General features: G+C 64.1%; 20 protein-coding genes. 15 read left to right on the top strand and 5 right to left on the bottom strand.

Annotation, left to right across the window (positions count from 1 at the left end):
* The first annotated feature begins 24 nt into the window (after positions 1-24).
* The 15 genes from A9K65_RS03385 (at position 25) to A9K65_RS03315 (ending at position 15,540) form a co-directional block, all read left to right on the top strand.
* A complete protein-coding gene (locus tag A9K65_RS03385; RefSeq protein WP_064992771.1) occupies positions 25-513 on the top strand; it encodes a hypothetical protein in 489 nt (162 codons plus the stop codon).
* Between the two features lie 399 nt (positions 514-912).
* The gene (locus A9K65_RS03380) at positions 913-2,007 is read left to right on the top strand and encodes a transporter substrate-binding protein (RefSeq protein ID WP_064992772.1); all 1,095 of its coding nucleotides are present in this window, start codon (positions 913-915) and stop codon (positions 2,005-2,007) included.
* Positions 2,004-2,621 (top strand): ANTAR domain-containing protein, encoded by a 618-nt coding sequence (locus A9K65_RS03375; protein ID WP_064992773.1) that lies wholly within the window; start codon positions 2,004-2,006, stop codon positions 2,619-2,621. The genes A9K65_RS03380 and A9K65_RS03375 overlap by 4 nt, the downstream gene beginning before the upstream one ends.
* 19 nt (positions 2,622-2,640) lie before the next feature.
* Positions 2,641-3,507 carry an ABC transporter permease gene (locus A9K65_RS03370; protein ID WP_128278528.1) on the top strand — a complete coding sequence of 289 codons (867 nt, stop codon included), beginning with the start codon at positions 2,641-2,643 and terminating at the stop codon, positions 3,505-3,507.
* Positions 3,504-4,424, top strand: coding sequence for an ABC transporter permease (locus A9K65_RS03365; protein ID WP_063170923.1), 921 nt, complete (start codon positions 3,504-3,506; stop codon positions 4,422-4,424). Before A9K65_RS03370 ends, A9K65_RS03365 begins: the two co-directional genes overlap by 4 nt.
* A 33-nt stretch (positions 4,425-4,457) precedes the next feature.
* Positions 4,458-6,101 carry an ABC transporter substrate-binding protein gene (locus tag A9K65_RS03360; protein ID WP_064992774.1) on the top strand — a complete coding sequence of 548 codons (1,644 nt, stop codon included), beginning with the start codon at positions 4,458-4,460 and terminating at the stop codon, positions 6,099-6,101.
* Positions 6,091-7,035 (top strand): acetamidase/formamidase family protein, encoded by a 945-nt coding sequence (locus A9K65_RS03355; RefSeq protein WP_024502120.1) that lies wholly within the window; start codon positions 6,091-6,093, stop codon positions 7,033-7,035. The genes A9K65_RS03360 and A9K65_RS03355 overlap by 11 nt, the downstream gene beginning before the upstream one ends.
* 46 nt (positions 7,036-7,081) lie before the next feature.
* Positions 7,082-8,845, top strand: coding sequence for an ABC transporter ATP-binding protein (locus tag A9K65_RS03350; protein ID WP_064992775.1), 1,764 nt, complete (start codon positions 7,082-7,084; stop codon positions 8,843-8,845).
* A gap of 206 nt (positions 8,846-9,051) precedes the next feature.
* Positions 9,052-10,260 carry an ABC transporter substrate-binding protein gene (locus A9K65_RS03345; RefSeq protein ID WP_013528530.1) on the top strand — a complete coding sequence of 403 codons (1,209 nt, stop codon included), beginning with the start codon at positions 9,052-9,054 and terminating at the stop codon, positions 10,258-10,260.
* 12 nt (positions 10,261-10,272) lie between these two features.
* On the top strand, positions 10,273-11,052 hold the full coding sequence (locus tag A9K65_RS03340; RefSeq protein WP_013528529.1) for an ABC transporter ATP-binding protein: 780 nt from the start codon (positions 10,273-10,275) through the stop codon (positions 11,050-11,052).
* Positions 11,045-11,755: an ABC transporter ATP-binding protein gene (locus A9K65_RS03335; RefSeq protein WP_013528528.1), complete on the top strand. Its 711-nt coding sequence runs from the start codon at positions 11,045-11,047 to the stop codon at positions 11,753-11,755. Before A9K65_RS03340 ends, A9K65_RS03335 begins: the two co-directional genes overlap by 8 nt.
* A 7-nt stretch (positions 11,756-11,762) precedes the next feature.
* Positions 11,763-12,650, top strand: coding sequence for a branched-chain amino acid ABC transporter permease (locus A9K65_RS03330; protein ID WP_024502116.1), 888 nt, complete (start codon positions 11,763-11,765; stop codon positions 12,648-12,650).
* Between the two features lie 22 nt (positions 12,651-12,672).
* Positions 12,673-13,644: a branched-chain amino acid ABC transporter permease gene (locus tag A9K65_RS03325; RefSeq protein ID WP_024502115.1), complete on the top strand. Its 972-nt coding sequence runs from the start codon at positions 12,673-12,675 to the stop codon at positions 13,642-13,644.
* A 98-nt stretch (positions 13,645-13,742) separates the two neighbouring features.
* Positions 13,743-14,390 carry a class I SAM-dependent methyltransferase gene (locus A9K65_RS03320; RefSeq protein WP_063173505.1) on the top strand — a complete coding sequence of 216 codons (648 nt, stop codon included), beginning with the start codon at positions 13,743-13,745 and terminating at the stop codon, positions 14,388-14,390.
* A gap of 91 nt (positions 14,391-14,481) precedes the next feature.
* Positions 14,482-15,540 carry an aminopeptidase gene (locus A9K65_RS03315; RefSeq protein ID WP_064992776.1) on the top strand — a complete coding sequence of 353 codons (1,059 nt, stop codon included), beginning with the start codon at positions 14,482-14,484 and terminating at the stop codon, positions 15,538-15,540.
* Positions 15,541-15,620: 80 nt separating this feature from the next.
* On the opposite strand, the gene A9K65_RS03310 is transcribed toward A9K65_RS03315, so the two are convergent.
* The 5 genes from A9K65_RS03310 to ggt form a co-directional block, all read right to left on the bottom strand.
* The gene (locus tag A9K65_RS03310; RefSeq protein WP_063169708.1) at positions 15,621-15,854 is read right to left on the bottom strand and encodes a hypothetical protein; all 234 of its coding nucleotides are present in this window, start codon (positions 15,852-15,854) and stop codon (positions 15,621-15,623) included.
* A 104-nt stretch (positions 15,855-15,958) separates the two neighbouring features.
* Positions 15,959-16,342 carry a VOC family protein gene (locus tag A9K65_RS03305; protein ID WP_084015513.1) on the bottom strand — a complete coding sequence of 128 codons (384 nt, stop codon included), beginning with the start codon at positions 16,340-16,342 and terminating at the stop codon, positions 15,959-15,961.
* A 95-nt stretch (positions 16,343-16,437) separates the two neighbouring features.
* Positions 16,438-17,418 carry a 2-dehydropantoate 2-reductase gene (locus A9K65_RS03300; protein WP_064992777.1) on the bottom strand — a complete coding sequence of 327 codons (981 nt, stop codon included), beginning with the start codon at positions 17,416-17,418 and terminating at the stop codon, positions 16,438-16,440.
* Between the two features lie 2 nt (positions 17,419-17,420).
* Entirely contained in the window at positions 17,421-18,947 is a 1,527-nt protein-coding gene (locus tag A9K65_RS03295) for an acyl--CoA ligase (RefSeq protein WP_064992778.1), read from the bottom strand.
* An 88-nt stretch (positions 18,948-19,035) separates the two neighbouring features.
* Complete coding sequence (gene ggt / locus A9K65_RS03290; RefSeq protein WP_064992779.1) at positions 19,036-20,622, bottom strand: gamma-glutamyltransferase; 1,587 nt, start codon at positions 20,620-20,622, stop codon at positions 19,036-19,038.
* Positions 20,623-20,675: the final 53 nt, after the last annotated feature.

Raw genomic sequence — 20,675 nt, 5'->3', positions numbered from 1 at the left:
AATCGGGCAAATCTGACAGTCGGCATGATATTTTCCTGCATTCGAAAGCTTGGCCTCGCTGCTCTCTGTGTCGGCATACAGTCTTCCTGCGTCGTTCCCGACGATACGTCGCGTATCGCCAAGGTTGATCCAACGGCGGCGGCTGCCCGCAAGGAGATGGTCGGCCTCAGCGAAGCCGATGTTCGAATGTGCGCCGGGTTTCCGACCGCCACCGCCGACGCCGGCCAATCGGGCCAGATCTGGACCTACAAGCGCATCGTCCAGCGCGGCAATCTCAGCATTGTGGTTCCGACGTTGGCGGTCGGCGCGATCCCGGCGGTCGGCGGCTCCGTCAATGTCGCTCCCGGCGGCTATTGCGATACGCAAATTCGCATGGTCGATGGCCGCGTCGCCGAAGTTGCCTATGCCGGCGACAACAATTTGCCGAACAGGCGCGACGCGCTTTGTGTCAGCACGGTGGACGCCTGTGTGGACTATGCTCGCCAACATGGTCAGCGGCCGGCAGCCAGATAGCAGGGCTCCGAACCCAGGTTAGCAAAAGGCTTGACGACGGCCAGTTCGGCGGGTGTCGGCACCTTTGTGCTGGCAGCTTTTCACGATAGGAATTTTTTCTTGACTCGGTGACGGCAGCTATGCTACATTTTTGCCTATGGTGCTGATTTGCGCCAGTGACCCGCCGTACAGGCGGGTTTTTCTTTGATGCTCCGTCAGCCAGCGCGCCGGCGAAGGCTCCGAAGAAACCCGTTAACCTGAGTTCGTAGCCTTGGCGGATATCGTTGAGGGCTTGACTGGACCGCCGGACCGAATACGCTAGCGCAAAATACCGGCTCTGATCGCCGGGCGGCAAGTATGCCTCGTATGCCTCGCCCTTCCGGCGCTGGCTGCGGGGCATTGTCATTTTTGAGGATCTGTTTGAAACGGCGCATCGAGATCGGCATCCTGTATTCCCGCTCGGGGAGCTATCAGCTCGTCTCCGATGCGTGCCGCATGGGCGCCATGCGCGCCATCGCCGACATCAACGCCGACCGGAACTCAGGCATCGAGCTGGTGCCGGTCGAGCGCGATCCGCAGAGCAATGCGGACCGCTACGCGACGCTGTGCGAGGATATTTTCAGGACCAGCGGCGCGCGCCATGTCATCGGCTGCGTCACCTCCTGGAGCCGCAAGGAAACCATCCCGGTGCTGGAGAAGGCCGGCGGCATGCTCTGGTACGCCTGCCCCTATGAGGGCTTCGAGGCAAACGAGCACGTCGTCTATATGCATGCTTGCCCCAACCAGCATCTGGTGCCGCTGATGGCCCATGTCGTGCCGCGTTTCGGCGCCAACGGCTTCCTGCTCGGGTCGAACTACATCTGGGGCTGGGAGATGAACCGCGTCGCGCGCGACCTGATCGCCGATGCCGGCGGCAAGGTGCTGGGCGAGCGTTACCTGCGCATCGGCGAGACCGACGTGTCGCGGCTGATCGCGGAGATCCGCGCCACGCGGCCGAACTTCATCCTCAACAATTTGATCGGCACCTCGTCCTACGCCTTCCTCGCGGCCTATCGCGACCTGGGTCACGAGGATGCCGCCTTCAGTCCCGAGACTTGCCCCGTCATCTCCTGCAACCTGACCGAAGGTGAGCTGCCGGCGATCGGTGAATCCGGCAAGGGACATCTGTCGGTCGGGCCGTATTTCGCGCCGCGCCCGGCTGCCTTTGCCTCATCCTTCGAGGCCTCCGCCTATGCCTCGGTGCAGGTGATGGCCGACGTGCTCTCCAGCAATCCCGACGCCGGTCCGGCGGAATTCTCCAAAGCCTTCGCCGAACGCCGCTTCTCCACCCGGCTCGGTCCGATCGCCATCGACGCCCACTCGCAGCACGCGACACTGCCGGTGATCATCGGGCGCATCGCGGACGGCTTCTTCGAGGTCGTCAGCCGCGAAGACGAAGTCGCGCCGGATCCGTATCTGTCGCGCTACGACCCGGCAAAAACATTCGGCCGCCCGCGCCTGAGGGTGGTGTCGTGACCAGAGCCCCACGCATCCCCAATCTCGGCGGCGCCAGGGCGTTTATCCTGCATCGCCCGCATCCGACGGTGCAGGCGATCACCAGGCAATTGTCGGCCATCGGGCTGATCACGCTGGATTGCTGGCCGGAACTGCCGCCCGAGGCGCTGGCCGCCGATTTCGTCTTCTTCGACGCCGATCTCGGCTTTGACGAGCAGTTTCCGTGGAAGCCGGGCGAGGCACCGATGCCGCTGGTGGCGCTGATCGGTTCCGAGGCGCCGGGCCGCATCGAATGGGCGCTGTCGCACAAGGCCGATGCGCAGCTGCTGAAGCCGGTCGGCAATGCCGGCGTCTACAGCGCGCTGCTGATCGCGCGCCAGAGTTTCGAGGCGCGAAAACACCTGGCCAGCGAGATCGCCTCGCTTCGCCAGCGCGTTGCCGAACGCCAGACCATCGTGCGCGCGGTGACGGCACTGGCGAAAGGCGCCGATGATGGCCGCGCCTATGCGCAGCTGCGCTCGCTGGCGATGAGCTGGCAGATCAGCGTCGAGGATGCCGCGCGGCGGATCGTGGCAATGACAAGCGAAGAAGCAACGGGCGAAGAAGGCGACGATGACCAGTCCCATCGCGCCTGATCTCACCGCGCCAGGGCGCATGCCGGTCAAGCCGCGCGCCGGCGTCTGGCGCCGGCTGGTCAGGCGCCGTCTGGCTCTGCTCGGGCTGGTCATCGTCGCCATCGTCGTTGCCGGCGCCGTGCTGGCGCCATGGCTGACCGGCTATGATCCCAACGAGCAGATGTTCGACGGCCTGACCATCGAGGGCTCGCCCTTGCCGCCGGATGCAAAATTCTGGCTGGGCACCGACTTGCTCGGCCGCGACCTCCTGACCCGCATCCTCTACGGCGCCCGCACCTCGCTGATCATCGGCATCGTCGCCAATGGCGTGGCGCTGTTCATCGGCACGCTGGTCGGTGTTGTCGCCGGCTATTTCCGTGGCTGGATCGGCAGCGCGCTGATGCGTTTCACCGATTTGATGATGGCGTTTCCGGCACTGCTGCTCGCCATTTGCCTGGCCGCGGTGTTCGAGCCCAGCCTGTGGATCGTCGCCATGGTCATCGCTTTGGTCAACTGGGTGCAGACCGCCCGCGTCATCTACACCGAGACCTCATCGCTGGCGGAGCGTGAGTTCATCGATGCCGAACGCACCATCGGCGCGAGCGCGCCGCGCATCCTGTTTCGCCACATCCTGCCGCATCTCTTACCGACCATCATCGTCTGGGGCACGCTCGGCATTTCGACCACCGTGCTGCTTGAGGCGACACTCTCCTTCCTCGGCATCGGCGTCCAGCCGCCGACGGCGTCCTGGGGCAACATCATCTTCGAGAACCAGACCTATTTCCAGGCCGCACCCTGGCTGGTGTTCTTTCCGGGTGCCGCGATCCTGGCGCTGGCGCTCGCCTTCAACCTGATCGGCGATGCGCTGCGCGACATTCTCGATCCGACGCAGAGGGGCCGGGCATGATCGCCTATCTCGGCCGCCGCCTCATCCAGTCGCTGCTGATCCTGCTCGGCGTCTCGCTGATCACCTTCGCGCTGCTCTATCTCCTGCCGGCCGATCCGGTGCGCCAGATCGCCGGCCGCAGCGCCACGCCGCAGACGGTCGAGAACATCCGCCAGCAGCTCGGCCTCGACCAGCCCTTCATCGTCCAGTACTGGCGCTATCTCACGAAGCTCGTCAGCGGCGATTTAGGCCGCTCCTACATCCAGCGCTCCGAAGTCACCGAGCTGATCGTCTCGCGGCTGCCGGCCAGCCTGTTGCTGATGGTCGGCGCCATCCTGTGCGAGCTGTTGCTCGGCCTGAGCATGGGCCTGATCGCCGCCGTCAAGCGCGGCACCGCCACTGACCAGACGCTGATGGTCGCCTCCTTCGTCGGCGTCTCGGCGCCGCAATTCGTCGTCGGTCTGCTGCTGCTCTACGTCTTTGCCGTGCGGCTCAGCTGGTTTCCGATCGGCGGCTACGGCACCTGGCGTCATCTGGTGCTGCCGTCACTGACCATGGGAATCCTCGGCGCCGGCTGGTACGCGCGCATGATGCGCTCGTCGATGATCGACGTGCTGCGCCAGGATTACGTGCGCACCGCCCGCGCCAAAGGCCTGGCGCGGCGAGCTATCCTGTTCCGCCATGCGCTGCCCAACGCCATCCTGCCGGTGATCGCCATGATCGGCATCGACATAGGCATCTTCATGGGCGGCATCGTCGTCGTCGAAAGCGTATTCGGCTGGCCCGGCATTGGCCAGCTCGCCTGGCAGGCCATCCAGCGCGTCGACATCCCGATCATCATGGGTGTGACGCTGGTGTCGGCCTTCGCCATCGTGCTGGGCAATCTGCTGGCCGACATCATCGCGCCCTTCATCGACCCCCGCATCAAGCTCAGATGAAATGAAAACCAGACAGAGAAAGGGAACATAAAAATGAAAAAGTTTCTCGCATCCACGGTAGCGGCATCGGCGCTGGCGCTGATGCTCGGCATGACGAGCGTTCGCGCCGAGGACGCCGTCGATCCGAACGCCAAGCAGGGCGGCGCCATCACCATCACCTACAAGGACGACGTCGCCACGCTCGATCCGGCGATCGGCTATGACTGGCAGAACTGGTCGATGATCAAGAGCCTGTTCGACGGGTTGATGGACTACGAGCCGGGCACCACCAATTTGAAACCCGACCTCGCCGAAAGCTACGAGATTTCGCCCGACGGCAAGACCTTCACCTTCAAGCTGCGCCATGGCGTGAAATTCCACAATGGCCGCGAGATGACGGCCGACGACGTGAAATATTCGCTCGACCGCGTCACCAATCCGAAGACGCAGAGCCCCGGCGCCGGCTTCTTCGGCTCGATCAAGGGCTATGACGATGTCGCCGCCGGTAAGGCCGAGAGCCTCTCCGGCGTCACTGTCGTCGACCCTTACACGGTCAAGTTCGAACTGACCCGCCCCGACGCCACCTTCCTGCATGTGATGGCCATCAACTTCGCCCATGTCGTGCCGAAGGAAGAGGTCGAGAAATACGGCGCCGATTTCGGCAAGCATCCGGTCGGCACCGGCGCCTTCAAGCTCGCCGAGTGGACGCTCGGCCAGCGCATCGTCTTCGAGCGCAATGCGGACTACTGGCACAAGGGCCTGCCGCATCTGGACAAGATCACCTTCGAGATCGGCCAGGAGCCGATCGTGGCGCTGCTGCGCCTGCAGAAGGGCGAGATCGACGTCCCCGGCGACGGCATTCCGCCAGCAAAATTCCAGGAGGTGATGGCCGATCCCGAGCAGAAGGCACGCGTCGTCGAGGGCGGCCAGCTGCACACCGGCTATGTCACCATGAACACCACCATGGCGCCGTTCGACAATGTTAAGGTGCGCCAGGCAGTCAACATGGCGATCAACAAGGCGCGCGTCATCCAGATCATCAACGGCCGCGCCGTGCCGGCCAACCAGCCGCTGCCGCCGTCGATGCCGGGCTACGACAAGGAATACAAGGGCTATCCCTATGACGTCGCCAAGGCCAAGGCGCTGCTCGCAGAGGCTGGCCACCCCGACGGCTTCGAGACACAGCTGTTTGCCATGAACACCGATCCCAACCCGCGCATCGCCCAGGCGATCCAGCAGGATCTGGCGGCGATCGGCATCAAGGCAAGCATCCAGTCGCTGGCGCAGGCAAACGTGATTGCCGCCGGCGGCGACAAGGCCGGCGCACCGATGATCTGGTCCGGCGGCATGGCCTGGATCGCCGACTTCCCGGATCCGTCGAACTTCTACGGCCCGATCCTCGGCTGCGCCGGTGCGGTGCCCGGCGGCTGGAACTGGTCGTGGTATTGCAACAAGGATCTCGACGCCAAGGCGGCCGAGGCCGACTCGGTGGTCGACCCGGCTAAATCAGGCGAACGCGACAAGATGTGGAGCGCCATCTACGACAAGGTGATGGAAGACGCGCCCTGGGCGCCGGTCTTCAACGAGCAGCGCTTCACCATGAAATCGGCGCGCATGGGCGGCGCCGACAACCTCTATGTCGACCCGGTTCATATCCCGATCAACTACGACAATGTGTACGTAAAAGATGTGCAATAACTGCGACTACACCATCCACGGGCGCCAACATCATTTCGGCTGGGACAATTCGTTTGCCCCGGCCGAGCGGGTGGCGCCCGGCTCGACGATCGAGTTCCAGTGCCTCGATTCCTCCGGCGGCCAGTTGCAGGCCGGCAGCACGGTCGCCGACGTCGCCAAGCTCGACTTCGCCACCGTCAATCCGGTGACCGGGCCGATCTTCGTCGAGGGCGCCGAGCCGGGTGACGCGCTGAAGGTGACGATCGAGATGTTCAAGCCGTCCGGCTTCGGCTGGACGGCCAACATTCCGGGCTTTGGGCTGCTCGCCGACGACTTCAAGGAGCCGGCGCTGAACATCTGGAAATACGACGCTGCCTCGCTCGAGCCGGCGCTGTTCGGCAAGAATGCGCGTGTGCCGTTGAAACCCTTCGCCGGCACCATAGGCAACGCGCTGGCGGAAAAGGGCCACCACTCGGTGGTGCCGCCAAGGCGTGTCGGCGGCAATCTCGACATCCGCGATCTCGCCGCCGGCACCACGCTCTATCTGCCGGTGGAAGTGGCGGGCGCGCTGTTTTCGGTTGGCGACACCCATGCCGCGCAAGGTGACGGCGAGGTCTGCGGCACGGCGATCGAAAGTCCGATGGACGTCGTGCTCAAGCTCGACCTGGTCAAGGATGCCAGGCTGAAGACGCCACGCTTCACCACGCCAGGCCCGGTGACGCGCCATCTCGACGCCAAGGGCTATGAGGTGACGACCGGCATCGGTCCGGACCTGATGACCGGCGCCAGGGAAGCGGTTGCGCAGATGGTCGACCTGCTCGCCGGTCGTTATCACATCGACCCAGTCGAGGCCTATATGCTGGCCTCGGTCTGCGGCGATCTCCGCATCAGCGAGATCGTCGACATGCCGAACTGGGTGGTGTCGTTCTACTTTCCGCGCTGCGTGTTTGAATGAGGAGGGGGGTGTGCCGGAGTAAATCCCTCTCCGGGTCACGCGCGCAATGATCGCTGCCAGCGAACCCATACTCGACATCGCCAACCTCTCCGTCAGCGTGCGCGGCGAGGAGGGCGAGCGCGAGGTCGTCTCCGACCTGTCGCTGACGTTGTCTCGTGGCGAGACGCTGTGCATTGCCGGTGAATCCGGCTCCGGCAAATCGATGACCGCTTTGGCCATCATGCAGCTTCTGCCGCAGCCTGCCGCCAGGATTTCATCCGGCAAGGTCCATCTCGGCGATACAGATCTGACGATTCTGGACGAGCGCCGGATGCGGCGCATTCGCGGCAACCGCATCGCCATGATCTTCCAGGAGCCGATGACCTCACTCAACCCGGTGCTGTCGATCGGCCGGCAGCTCACCGAATCCATCGAGGCGCATACCTCCCTGTCGCAGAGCGAGGCTCGCCAGCGTGCCATCGAGGCGCTGAAGGCGGTGCGCATTTCGGAAGCCGAAAGCCGGCTAAAGCAGTTTCCGCACGAACTGTCCGGCGGCATGCGCCAGCGGGTGATGATCGCCATGGCGCTGGCGCTCGAGCCGGACGTGCTGATCGCCGACGAGCCGACGACGGCGCTCGACGTCACCGTGCAAGGCGAGGTGCTGGAACTTTTGCGCGATCTGCAGCGCCAGCATGGCACCAGCGTCATCCTCATCACTCATGACATGGGCGTCGTCGCCGAAATGGCCGACCGCGTCATCATCATGCGGCATGGCCGCATGGTCGAAGAGGGAAAAACCGCTGACATTTTCGCCAGGCCGCAAGCCGGCTACACGCGCGAGCTGCTGGCCGCCGTGCCGCGCATCGGCAGCGGTATCGGTCGCCAGGAATCCAGGAGTGCCGAGACGGCAACGCCGGCCAATGTCGCTGACGTCAAGGACCTGCATGTCCGTTTCGACCTGCATGGCGGCTTCTTCGGCCGGGTCACTCGTCGCGTCCACGCCGTCGAAGGCGTCAGCTTCTCGATCGCGCCCAACGAGACGCTGGCGCTGGTCGGCGAATCCGGTTGTGGCAAGTCGACCACCGCCAAGGCGCTGGCCGGACTGGTGCCCTACAGCGGCGACATCGCCATTGGCGGCCGCAATCTGTCCGGCCTCGGCCGCGACGAGCGCAAGGCGGTGCGCCGCGACGTGCAGATGATTTTCCAGGACCCCTATGCCTCGTTGGACCCACGCATGCGTGTCGGCGACCTCGTCGCCGAGCCGCTGCTGATCCACGGTATCGCCTCGAAGGAAGAGCGCAGCGAGCGTGTCGCAGCGCTGTTCGAGCGCGTCGGCCTGTCGGCCGACCAGATGGAACTCTATCCGCATGAATTCTCCGGCGGCCAGCGCCAGCGCGTCTGCATTGCCCGCGCGCTTGCACTGCGGCCGAAGCTGATCATCGCCGACGAAAGCGTCTCGGCGCTCGACGTCTCGGTGCAGGCGCGCGTGCTCGATCTGTTGAAGGAGTTGCAGCGCGAATTCGGCGTCGCCTATCTCTTCATCTCGCATGACATGGCGGTGGTCGAGAACATCTCCGACCGCGTCGCCGTCATGTATCTCGGCCAGATCGTCGAGATGGGCACCCGCGACCAGGTCTTTTCCAACCCGCGCCATCCCTACACCAGGCGCCTGATCGAAGCCGTGCCCGTGCCCGATCCCGCGCAGCGCAGAAGCCGCTTCGCGCGCCTCGACCAGGAAATCCCGAGCGCCACCCGCAGGATCGGCGAGGCGCCGCTGAAACTGGCGCTGAGGGATGTCGGCAACGGCCACCTCGTCGCCGCCGAGGGCTGAGCCGGCACTGCCGCCGGGCGGTTCACATGTTTGTGTCTCTATCTCTCGCCCAAGGCTCGCGTTCCGCCGCCAAACCGTATCGCTTCGAACACTAAATCCCTAACGGCCTCTTGCCCTCTGTCCCTATCCTCCTCATGTTCAATACCATTGCGATGATCGATCGTAGGAGGGTCGGTCGGATTTATCGCTATGGGAGGAAGTCAACCATGAAGGTAAGCCTTTTCGTTTCCGCGGCACTTCTCGCCGCATCCGCGATCCCCGCTTCGGCCGCCGAAATTTCCGACGGCAAGGTCAAGATCGGCATCCTCAACGACCAGTCGGGCGTCTACGCCGACTTCGGCGGCAAGTGGTCGGTCGAGGCGGCCAAGATGGCCGTTGAGGATTTCGGCGGCAAGGTGCAGGGAGCGCCGATAGAAATCATCAGCGCCGACCACCAGAACAAGCCGGATATCGCCTCCAACATCGCCCGGCAGTGGTACGACACCGAGCAAGTCGATGCCATCATGGAACTGACGACCTCTTCGGTAGCGCTCGCCGTCCAGGGGATTTCCAAGGAAAAGAAGAAGATCGACATCGTCACCGGCGCGGCGACCACGGAGCTGACCGGCAAACAGTGCTCGCCCTACGGCTTCCACTGGGCCTATGACACTCACTCGCAGGCGGTGGGTACCGGCGGCTCTCTCGTGCAGCAGGGCGGCGACAGCTGGTTCTTCGTCACCGTCGACTATGCATTCGGCTATTCGCTGAAGGATCAGACCACCAAGTTCGTCGAAAGCCATGGCGGCAAGGTGCTGGGCGAGGTGCGTTATCCCCTGGGATCGACCGATTATTCGTCCTTCCTGCTGCAGGCGCAATCGTCGGGCGCCAAGGTCATCGGCCTGGCCAATGCCGGCCTCGATACCTCCAACTCCATCAAGCAGGCGGCCGAATTCGGCATCGTGCAGGGCGGTCAGCGTCTTGCCGCACTCCTGTTCACGCTGGCCGAGGTGCATGGGCTTGGCCTTCAGGCGGCGCAGGGCGTCGTGCTGACCGAAGGCTATTACTGGGATCGCGACGACAAGAGCCGCGAATTCGGGCAGCGCTTCTTCAAGCGCACCAACCGCATGCCGAACATGATCCAGGCCGCGACCTATTCGGCGGTGACACAGTATTTGAAGGCGATCGACAAGGCCGGCACGGACGAGACCGAAGCCGTCGCCAAGCAGCTGCATTCGATGCCTGTGGACGACGCGGTGATAACCAACGGCAAGGTGCAGGCGGACGGCAACATGGTCCACGACATGTACCTCTACCAGGTCAAGTCGCCAGCCGAGAGCACCAAGGATTGGGACTACTACAAATATCTCGCCACCATTCCAGGCAACGAGGCCTTCCTCAGCGAGAAGGAAAGCGGCTGTCCGACGGCCGGCCAGTGATCGGCGCGGCCGATGGCGCCGACTGACCTGGACGCGAACGAGCCGCGGGTTGTGCTTTCCGCCCGCGGGTTGCGACGCGACTTTGCCGGCTTCATCGCCGTCAAAAACGTCGATCTCGATGTCCGCCATGGCAACATCCATGCCCTGATCGGACCCAACGGCGCCGGCAAGACGACCGTCTTCAACCTGCTCACCAAGTTCCTGGCGCCGACCAGCGGCAGGATCGAGCTGCTTGGCCACGACATCACCCGCACCTCGCCGGCCAGGGTTGCGCGGATGGGGCTGGTGCGCTCGTTCCAGATATCGGCGATTTTTCCGCACCTCAGCGTGCTCGACAATGTCCGCGTCGCGCTGCAGCGGCCGGGTGGTCTTGCCGTTCAATTCTGGCGCTCGCTCGCGGCGCTCGACCGGCTGACCCCGCGCGCCGAGGAATTGCTGCGCTCGGTTGGTCTCGACGACGCCAGGAACAGGCTCGCCGGCGATCTTTCCTATGGCAGGAAACGCGTGCTGGAGATCGCCACGACGCTCGCGCTCGATCCGAAAGTGCTGCTGCTGGACGAGCCGATGGCCGGGATGGGGCATGAGGACGTGGCCACGGTTTCCAGCCTCATCCGTTCGGTTGCCAGGGATCGCGCCGTGCTGATGGTTGAGCACAATCTGACCGTGGTGGCCGACCTTTGCGACTGGATAACGGTCATGCAGCGCGGCGAGGTGCTGGCCGCTGGCGACTACGCCACCGTTAGCCGCGACGAGCGCGTCAAGATCGCCTATATGGGCACCGCCGATGACTAGTGCCGCACCTCTGCTTGCCGTCACCGGCCTCAACGCCTGGTATGGCGAGGGCCATGCGCTGCACGGTGTCGATCTGGAAGTGTTTGCCGGCGAGACGGTCACGCTGCTCGGCCGCAATGGCGTCGGCAAGACGACGACGCTGCGCGCCATCATGGGGTTGATCCGCAAGCGGACCGGCCGGATCGCCTTCGACGGCAAGGACCTGATGCGGCTGCCGCTGCACCGCACCGCCCATCAAGGCATCGGCTTCGTGCCGGAGGAGCGCGGCATCTTCGCAACGCTGACCGTGGACGAGAATCTGGTTCTGCCGCCGGTCGTCGCGCAGGGCGGCATGAGCGTCGAAGAGATATTCGATCTGTTCCCCAATCTGAAGGAGCGGCGCAACAGTCCCGGCACCAGGCTGTCGGGCGGCGAACAGCAGATGCTGGCGATCGCGCGCATGCTGCGAACCGGCGTGAAGATGCTGCTTCTCGACGAACCGACGGAGGGGCTCGCTCCCGTCATCGTGCAGCGCATCGGCGCGTTGCTGGCGACGTTGAAAAAGCGCGGCATGACGATCCTGCTGGTCGAGCAGAACTTTCGCTTCGCCAGTCGTGTCGCCGACCGTTTCTATCTGATGGAGCACGGCAAGGTGGTGGCGGGGTTTCCGGTCGGCGAACTGCCGGACCGCATGGCGCAGCTCCACGAAGTCCTGGGTGTATGATGGCGCCATGACGATGATCTTCGGAATCCCGGTTCAGGCCTTCCTCGGCCAGTTGCTGGTCGGCCTGATCAACGGCTCGTTCTACGCCATGCTGAGCCTGGGCCTGGCTGTCATATTCGGCTTGCTGCGCGTCATCAATTTCGCCCATGGCGCCCAGTATATGTTCGGCGCCTTCGTCGGCTACCTGCTTCTCACCCATCTCGGCATCGGCTATTGGCCCGCTTTGATCCTTGTGCCGCTGATTGTTGGCGTCTTCGGCGTCGTGGTCGAGCGCCTGGCGCTGTCGAGGCTGTACGATCTCGATCCGCTCTACGGGCTGCTCTTCACCTTCGGCCTCGCGCTCGTGCTCGAAGGCATCTTCCGCTACTATTACGGCGTCTCGGGAAACCCTTACGCCGTGCCGCCGCTGCTTGCCGGCGGCACCAATCTCGGCTTCATGTTCCTGCCCAACTATCGCGGCTGGGTCGTGGTCGCCTCGCTGATCGTCTGCTTCGGCACCTGGGCGCTGATCGAGAAGACCAGGCTTGGATCCTATCTGCGCGCGGCAACCGAGAATCCCCGTCTCGTCCAGGCTTTCGGCGTCAACGTGCCGTTGCTGCTGACCCTCACCTACGGCCTTGGCTCCGCGCTGGCCGGGCTTGCCGGCATTCTAGCAGCACCGATCTATCAGGTGAGCCCGCTTATGGGATCGGACCTCATCATCGTCGTCTTCGCGGTGGTGGTGGTCGGCGGCATGGGATCGATCCTCGGTGCGATCGTCACCGGCTACATGCTTGGCCTCGCCGAGGGCCTGACCAAGGTCTTCTACCCCGAGGCCTCCAATCTCGTGGTCTTCGTCATCATGGCCATCGTGCTTCTGGTCCGGCCGGCTGGCCTGTTCGGAAGGGACGCTTGACATGTCGGAAGGGACATCTGACATGACCGAACTGACGCTTCGCGAGGCATCGGCCAAAACCTCGGCACGGCTGGAATGGATGCTGGTCGGGCTCGGCATCCTGGCGCTGCTGGTAGCGCCTTTCCTGATCTATCCGATCTTCCTGATGAAGATGCTGTGTTTCGCGCTGTTTGCCTGCGCGTTCAATCTTCTGCTCGGCTATACCGGGCTCTTATCGTTCGGCCACGCCACCTTCTTCGGCGGCGCCGCCTACTTCACCGCGCATGCCGTCAAGGTCTGGGGCTGGCCGCCGGAAGCCGGCATTCTGCTCGGCATGGCGGGTGCGGCCTTGCTCGGCCTTGTCATGGGCTTTTTCGCCATTCGCCGGCAAGGCATCTATTTCGCCATGATCACGCTGGCGCTGTCGCAGATGTTCTTCTTCTTCTGTGTGCAGTCGCCCTTCACGCAAGGCGAGGACGGCATTCAGGGCGTGCCGCGCGGCATGTTGCTTGGCGTCCTCGACCTGAACGTCTCGCTGAACATGTATTACTTCGTGCTGGCGGTGTTCCTGATCGGCGTCTTCGCCATCTGGCGCATCGTCAACTCGCCGTTCGGCATGATCCTGCGCTCGATCCGCGAGAACGAGAACCGCGCCATTTCGCTGGGCTATTCCGTCGCCAACTACAAGCTGGGCGCCTTCGTCATGTCGGCGGCCCTGGCCGGGCTGGCCGGCTCGCTCAAGGCGATCGTTTTCCAGTTCGCCACGCTCACCGACGTCACCTGGCAGATGTCGGGCGAGGTGATCCTGATGACGCTTCTCGGCGGCATCGGCACCATGGTCGGGCCGATCATCGGCGCCAGCCTTGTCATTGGCCTGGAAAACACGCTTGCCACTTCCGGCTTTCCGGTGACCATCGCCACCGGCCTCATCTTCATGGTGTGCGTGCTGATCTTCCGGCGCGGCATCGTCGGCGAATTTTATGCGCGGATTTTCAAGCGGGCGGGCAAGGACTGAGCAGTTCAAGCTGGCGGCTGAATACCTGACCGCTCGATTGTCCGGTTGCGTCCTAGTTCTGCCGGTAAGGAACTCGGAACCTGGGGGGCCGCACGCCAATGTTGGACAACTACGCGGTGGACGGGTTTGGCGTGATCCACCAGGTCGACTCCAAACCGATCAAGTATGACAAGCAGTACATTTCCTATTACGAGGACCTGAGTGACCGGACCATCAAGCTCGGATATCAGCGACTCGGCTGGGTGCTGGGGATCACTGGCGAGATCCCCCGGTCCGTGTTGGAGATTGGATATGGCACCGGCACATTCATCGAAGCCGCGAAAATAACCGGGGTCGCCGACTGCGCCGGCTGCGACATAACCAGGTTTCCGCTGCCCAAGGGCGTCCGCTTCGTCGATTGGGATGAGGCGCTCTCCAGCTCGTGGGATCTCGTCGCCATGTTCGATGTGCTTGAGCATATCCCGGATCTGGGTTTCCTCGCCCGGCTTAAGGCCCGCTACCTGGCCGTCGCCGTCCCCTATTGCCGCTGGCGCGAGCTCGGCGCCGACGGCGACGCCTGGTTCCGGACGTGGCGTATGCGTCTTCCCGACGAGCACCTCCACCACTTCGATCGTGACTCGCTGGTGGCATTCCTCGCACACAGCGGCTTCGAATGCATGACGCTGAACGGCTTCGAGGACGGGATCAGACTGCGCCCTGGCGAAGTGGGTCCGAATATTCTGTCCGGATTCTTTAGAAAGCTATAGACCTCGATCAAATCGATGCGGCTGCTTGGGACCTGGGGCAATCGCGACAATCGCCCGATCGGTACGGGAGCACTGCTGTGGGCAAATCGTGATGCGCGCATTCTTTCGATTGGTTGCCGTTATGATCGTGGTGTCCGGCGTGACCGGCTGCACCAGTGTTTCCTACTACGCGCAATCCGTGCAGGGTCATCTGCGGATCATGACGGCGCGCCAGGATGTCGGAAAACTGATCGAGGACCCTTCGACGCCGAAGGCATTGCGCGCTCGAATGGCATCGGCGAGCGCCATACGACAATTCGCAACGGATGAACTGGCGCTGCCCGACAACAACAGCTACCGCAGCTACGTCGACATCGGTCGGGACTCGGTGACATGGGCCGTCTTCGCCGCGCCGGCATTCTCGCTGACGCCGCGAACATGGTGTTTTCCCGTTTTCGGCTGCGTGCCCTACCGGGGATATTTCTCCAGGAAGTCCGCAATTGAAACCGCTGCCGAACTTCAAGGACAGGGCATGGATGTCTATGTGACGGGCATCACCGCATATTCCACGCTTGGCTGGTCGAGTGACCCGCTGCTGAGCACGATGTTCAGCGAGGATAAAACCTACCTTGCAGGGCTGGTGTTCCATGAACTGGCCCACCAGCGCGTCTACGTGCACGACGATTCCGCATTCAACGAGTCGTTCGCTGTCGCCGTCGAAACGACCGGCGTGAAAAAATGGCTGCGCGCGGCTAGCGATACCGCAGCATTGCGCCGTTACGAAGCCGCCCGGAGACGCAAAGCTGAATTTCTTGCGCTGGTGTCGCGGACCCGGGACGAGTTGACGCAAGTCTATTCCAACGCCGGCACCTCGGAGCAAAAACTGGCCGCGAAGACGGCGGCGATCGAACGGCTGCGGATGCGCTACCGACACATGCGCGACAGGCGCTGGGGCCGATACCGGGGATACGATGCCTGGTTCGCTTCCCCGATCAACAATGCAAAGCTCGCCGCGACTTCCGTCTATAGCGATCGGGTGACCGCGTTTCTCCGCCTGTTCGATCTGTGCTCGGGCGACTATGTCAGGTTCTATGCGTCGGTCCGACGGATTGGCGCACTGGACCAAGCTCACCGTACCGAAGCCCTTGCGGCGGCAGATCGCTGTTATTGAGTCGGCCAAATGGGAGGGCCCGGAGCGTCGGAGAACATGCGTCCGAAACCAACCAATCACGGTTGAGATCGCGCGCGGTTCTACTGGTCCGAAAACTTCACGCTCACGCCGCGTTGCCGAAAATAAGCCTGCATCAACTTGCGGCCCGAGCGGTTGTTCTGCGCCAGCTTGGTCGGATCGAACACCGCCTGTTTGATCCCCTCTCGCGTCAGCGCCGCCTTAAGCGCCGCGATATGTGTGTCGATGTCGGCATTGTCCGCCCGGAGCGAGGCATAGATGCTCTCGGTCGCCTCGGCCACGGTCAGTTCGCTCATTGGTGTCGTCCTTTGGTTGGTTGGGCGGCGCTTAGCACAGATTCGCGGTCCGCCGATACCGAGACCGTCAGTACAAAGCGCCCGTCGTGAAAGCGAACCGTTCCTTATGGGGCTTCGTAGAGTTCCAGCGGCAATCCATCCGGGTCCCTGAAAAAGGTAAACCGTTGGTCTGTGTATGGGTCGATCCGGACTGGCTCGACGGCAACGCCTGCGGCTTCCAGGCGGATAATCACGGGATCAAGATGAGCCACCGCGAATGCCAGATGTCTCAGGCCTGTAGCCTCTGGGTGGGACGGCCGCATCGCCGGCGCAGGGAAGGAGAACAATTCCAGTTGGGCCGACCCGATCCGCAGATCCGCCTTCCATGACTGCCGCTCCTCCCGATAAACCTCCCGGATCAGATCGAGGCCGAGGAGTTCGACGTAGAACCGTCGCGACCGGTCGTAGTCGGTGCAGATGAGCGCGACGTGGTGAATGGCGTTCAGCATGCTGCTAACCCTGGTCAAGCTGGGAGATGAGGCCAAGGCGCTTCAAGGCCTGGATCGTCGCGCCCTCGCCACGGTGCTGATCAACCCCGAGCCCATTATCCATAACACCCGCGTTCCACCGCCAGCCGCCGCACCAGCGCCAGCACGGCATCGATGGTCGGGGTCGGCTTGTCCGTTAGCCTGCCAAGTTCCTGCACCGCGCTCACCAGCGCGTCGATCTCCATCGGCCGGCCACGCTCCAGGTCCTGCAGCATCGAGGTCTTGTGCTCGCCGACATCGCCGGCGCCCTTGATGCGCCGGTCGACCGCGATGGGAAAACGCACGCCGAGGCTTTCGCCGATCGCCTGCGCCTCCAGCATCATGGTGCGGGCGAGCGTGCGGGTGCCCTCGTCGGCGACGATCGCGGCAAGCGTGCTGCCGGTCAGCGCCGAGATCGGGTTGAAGGAGAGATTGCCCCACAGTTTTACCCAGATCTCGCTGCGGATGTCTTCGCGCACCGGCGCCTGCAAGCCGCCCTTGACCATCTCCTCGGCCAGAAGCGTGACCCGTTCGCTGCGCTCGCCCGAGGGTTCGCCGAGCGAAAAGCGTTTGCCCTCGACATGGCGGATGAGCCCCGGCGCATCGACCTCGACCGCGGGATAGACGACCGAGCCGATGACGCGGTCCGGTCCAATCCGCTGCCAGATCGCGCCGCCGGGATCGACCGCGTTCAGCCTGGTGCCTTCGAGCGGCCCGCCGACGCCGTGGAAATACCACCACGGCACGCCGTTCTGCATGGTGACGACTGATGTGTGGCCCCCAAGCAGCGGTGCGATCTGGTCGAGCGCCGGGGTGAGGGAATGGGCCTTCAGCGCCAGCACGACATAATCCTGCACGCCAAGTTCCTCGGCCTTGGCGGCGGCCCGGACGGGGACGGACGTCTCCTGGCCGTCCTCGATCAGGCGCAGGCCATCTGCCTTGATCGCTTCCAGATGGGCGCCGCGCGCGACGATCGAGAGATCGGTGCGGCCGGCGGCGGCAAGCTTGGCAGCGAGATAGCCGCCGATCGCACCGGCGCCGAAGATGGTGATCTTCATCGTCAAAGCCCGAGTTTGGCGGCAAGGCCGATGCGCTGCAATTTGCCGGTCGCGCCCTTGGGGATCTCGTCCAGGATCAGGATCTTGCGCGGCACTTTGAAGTCGGCAAGCCGCGTCGCGGCATAGGTGCGGATGTCGCCCTCGGTGGCGCTGATGCCTTCGCGCAGCACAACCGCCGCCGCCACCTCCTCGCCAAGCTTGCCATGCGGCATGGCGAAGGTGACGACCTGCGCCACCGCCGGATGGTCCATCAGCACATCGTCGACCTCGAGTGGCGAGATCTTTTCGCCGCCGCGATTGATGATCTCCTTGAGCCGACCGGTGACCCTGAGATAGCCGTCCCCGTCCAGCACGCCCTGGTCGCCGGTGTGGAACCAGCCATGCGCGAAAGCCGTGGCGTTGGCATCCGGGTTCTTTTCGTAGCCCGTCGTGACATTGGGCCCGCGGATGACGATCTCGCCGGTCTCGCCTGCATCGAGCAGCCGCCCGTCGGGCGCCATCACAGCCACCTCCGGCCCGGCGGAGGCACCAACGCTGCCGGGCTTGCGCTGGCCCGGCGGCAGCCGGTTCGAGGCCATCTGGTGAGCCGCCTCGGTCATCCCGTAGGATTCGATCACTGGGCAGCCGAAGGTCGCTTCCAGCTCGGTCATTACCTGCGCCGGCAGCGACGCCGAGGACGAGCGGATGAAGCGCAGGCGCGCCGCCGCCAGCGCCTCGGTGTTGCGTGCCGCGCGGGCCAGGATCGCCTGATGCATGGTCGGCACCGCCGTGTACCAGCTCGGCTGCGCCTCGCTCAGCCACTGGAAGAAGCGCAGCGCGTTGAAACCCGGCGTGCAGTAGATGCTGCCGCCGGCAGCCAGCGACGACAGCACGGCCGCGATCAGGCCGTGAATGTGGAACAGCGGCATGATATTGAGGCAACGGTCATCGGGCGTCAGGCCAAGCGTGCCGCCGATATGAGCTGCCGAGGCCGCGATGTTGGCATGGCTGAGCGGCACCAGTTTTGGACGCGATGTCGTGCCGGAGGTATGCAGCAGCAGCGCAATGTTGCTGTCTTGCGCCATGTCGGGCGCGGCCTTCGGTCCGATCGCCGCGCCCTCGATAGCAAAACTGCCGGCGGGTGTGCCGGGCTGCACGACGAGCCGCAGCACGCCGATGCCGAGGCGCTCGGCCACCGTCACCGCGGGGCCGGTCTCACCCTCCGCGACAAGGATCGCCTTGGCGCCGATGTCGGTCAGGTAGAAATCGAGCTCGTCGGCCCGGTAGGCGGGGTTGAGCGGCGCCGTCGAGGCGGCGGCCGCCACGGCGACGAAGGCGGTGGCCATCTCGGGGCCGTTCGGCAGCACGATCGCCACCCTGTCGCCGCGGCCGATGCCGCGCGCATGCAGCTGTTTTGCCGTGTCGGCGATCATGCTGCGCAATCCGCCATGGCTGAGCGTTGCCCTGTCGGGCGCCAGAATGGCGGGGGCGTCGTCGGCGCCGGCGGCGAGACGGCGGGAGAGATCTGCGTGGGTTTCAGTTTGGGTCATGATCACCGGCTGGATTTCGAACGATTACTGGCGAGAGCCCTTCTGACGGGCTTGCCTCGATATGGGCGCCATTGGACAACGGATCGCCTCAATAGCCAAGCGCCAAACCATCCTTGCGCGGATCGGAAGCGCCGGTCAGCGTTCCCTTCTCCCAGTCGATCAGCACCACTTGCCCGCCGCCAAGCGGATGATGCGGTTCGGCGATGCGGTGGCCGCGCCGGCGCAGGCCCTCGGTTGCATCAGTGGGAACGCCACGCTCGGCTTCCACTGTGTCATCGTTGTAAAACACCCTCGGCGCATCCAGTGCCTGCTGCGGGTCCATGCCGAAATCGATCATGTTGGTGAGCAGGTGGACATGGCCAAACGGCTGGTAACCGCCGCCCATGACGCCGAACGGCATCACCACGCGGCCGTTCTTGGTCGCCATGCCCGGCATGATCGTGTGCATCGGCCGCTTGCCCGGCGCGATCGCGTTCGGATGCGCCGGCTCGAGGCGGAAGCTCGAACCACGGTTCTGCAGCACGATACCGGTCTTCGGGCCGACGACGCCGCTGCCGAACGAATAATAGGTCGAGTTGATGAAGGAGACCGCGTTGCGGTCGCGGTCGACGATGGAGATATAGACCGTGTCGCTGCCGGGCAGCTCGACGCGCGGCAGATGCGTCATGGCGCGGTCGCGGTCGATCTCGGCGCGTAGCCGGTCGGCATAGGCGCCGGACAGGAGCTGCTTCAGGGGCACCGGGACATGGTCCTGGTCGCCGACATAGCGGTCGCGGTCGCGGTAAGCCAGGCGCCCGGCCTCGATCTCCAGATGCAGGCGTTCGGCGCCATTGGGGTCGAGCCCGCCAAGCTCGAAGCCCGACAGCAAATTGAGCATCAAAAGCGCCGTCAGCCCCTGATTGTTCGGCGGCATCTGGTGGATCTCATGGCCGCCATAGGAGGTGCTGACCGGCGCCACATAGTCGCCTCTGGTCGCGGCAAAATCCTCGGCCGTATGAAGTCCGCCCAATTCGTTGAGCCGGCTCACCATATCGTCGGCGACCGCGCCTTCGTAGAAACCGGACCGGCCGTGTTTGGCGATGATGCGCAAGGTCGCCGCCAGTTCCGGCTGCCGATGGACGTCACCCGCCTTCGGCGCCCTGCCGCCGGGCAGGAAGATGCGCGCGGCATGCTCGTCGGCCGACAGGTCGGTCTCCGGCTCGGCCCAGTCGAAGGCGACGCGGTCGTGCACGACATAGCCGTTCTCGGCATAGTGAATGGCCGGCGCCAGCGCCTCGGCAAGGCCCTTGCGGCCATGGTCTTCGAGCAGGCGGCTCCAGGCGTCGACGGCGCCCGGTACGGTGACCGCATGCGGACCCTGCAGCGGGATGCGGTCGAAGCCTTTTTCGAGATACCAGTCGACCGTCGCCCTGGCCGGCGCCCGGCCGGAGCCGTTGAAGGCCAGCAGATTGCCTTGTCCTCCGGGAGAATAAAGCACGAAGCAGTCGCCACCGATGCCCGTCGATTGCGGCTCGACCACACCCTGCACGGCGGCGGCGCAGACCGCGGCGTCCATGGCATTGCCGCCGGAGCGCAGCATGTCGATGGCCGCAAGCGTTGCAAGCGGATGCGAGGTCGCGGCAACCGCCTCGGTGGCACGAACCGGCGAGCGGCCGGGAAACTGGAAATCACGCATTCTGTCTGAATATCCCCTAGTCACTTCTGCAAATTGGTCACTTCTGCGAATTG

The organism is Mesorhizobium sp. WSM1497 (assembly GCF_001672455.2).
Lineage (GTDB): Bacteria > Pseudomonadota > Alphaproteobacteria > Rhizobiales > Rhizobiaceae > Mesorhizobium > Mesorhizobium ciceri.
Note: the sequence above shows the minus strand (reverse complement) of the source record. Positions and strands in the feature narration are given on the sequence as shown.

What these genes read in the sequence shown, in the direction of transcription:
- A9K65_RS03385 (WP_064992771.1), top strand. Translation starts at nt 25, where the DNA reads ATGATATTTTCCTGCATTCGAAAGCTTGGCCTCGCTGCTCTCTGTGTC.
- A9K65_RS03370 (WP_128278528.1), top strand. Translation starts at nt 2,641, where the DNA reads ATGCCGGTCAAGCCGCGCGCCGGCGTCTGGCGCCGGCTGGTCAGGCGC.
- A9K65_RS03365 (WP_063170923.1), top strand. Translation starts at nt 3,504, where the DNA reads ATGATCGCCTATCTCGGCCGCCGCCTCATCCAGTCGCTGCTGATCCTG.
- A9K65_RS03360 (WP_064992774.1), top strand. Translation starts at nt 4,458, where the DNA reads ATGAAAAAGTTTCTCGCATCCACGGTAGCGGCATCGGCGCTGGCGCTG.
- A9K65_RS03355 (WP_024502120.1), top strand. Translation starts at nt 6,091, where the DNA reads ATGTGCAATAACTGCGACTACACCATCCACGGGCGCCAACATCATTTC.
- A9K65_RS03350 (WP_064992775.1), top strand. Translation starts at nt 7,082, where the DNA reads ATGATCGCTGCCAGCGAACCCATACTCGACATCGCCAACCTCTCCGTC.
- A9K65_RS03345 (WP_013528530.1), top strand. Translation starts at nt 9,052, where the DNA reads ATGAAGGTAAGCCTTTTCGTTTCCGCGGCACTTCTCGCCGCATCCGCG.
- A9K65_RS03340 (WP_013528529.1), top strand. Translation starts at nt 10,273, where the DNA reads ATGGCGCCGACTGACCTGGACGCGAACGAGCCGCGGGTTGTGCTTTCC.
- A9K65_RS03335 (WP_013528528.1), top strand. Translation starts at nt 11,045, where the DNA reads ATGACTAGTGCCGCACCTCTGCTTGCCGTCACCGGCCTCAACGCCTGG.
- A9K65_RS03330 (WP_024502116.1), top strand. Translation starts at nt 11,763, where the DNA reads ATGACGATGATCTTCGGAATCCCGGTTCAGGCCTTCCTCGGCCAGTTG.
- A9K65_RS03325 (WP_024502115.1), top strand. Translation starts at nt 12,673, where the DNA reads ATGACCGAACTGACGCTTCGCGAGGCATCGGCCAAAACCTCGGCACGG.
- A9K65_RS03320 (WP_063173505.1), top strand. Translation starts at nt 13,743, where the DNA reads ATGTTGGACAACTACGCGGTGGACGGGTTTGGCGTGATCCACCAGGTC.
- A9K65_RS03315 (WP_064992776.1), top strand. Translation starts at nt 14,482, where the DNA reads ATGCGCGCATTCTTTCGATTGGTTGCCGTTATGATCGTGGTGTCCGGC.
- A9K65_RS03310 (WP_063169708.1), bottom strand. Translation starts at nt 15,854, where the DNA reads ATGAGCGAACTGACCGTGGCCGAGGCGACCGAGAGCATCTATGCCTCG.
- A9K65_RS03305 (WP_084015513.1), bottom strand. Translation starts at nt 16,342, where the DNA reads ATGCTGAACGCCATTCACCACGTCGCGCTCATCTGCACCGACTACGAC.
- A9K65_RS03300 (WP_064992777.1), bottom strand. Translation starts at nt 17,418, where the DNA reads ATGAAGATCACCATCTTCGGCGCCGGTGCGATCGGCGGCTATCTCGCT.
- A9K65_RS03295 (WP_064992778.1), bottom strand. Translation starts at nt 18,947, where the DNA reads ATGACCCAAACTGAAACCCACGCAGATCTCTCCCGCCGTCTCGCCGCC.
- ggt (WP_064992779.1), bottom strand. Translation starts at nt 20,622, where the DNA reads ATGCGTGATTTCCAGTTTCCCGGCCGCTCGCCGGTTCGTGCCACCGAG.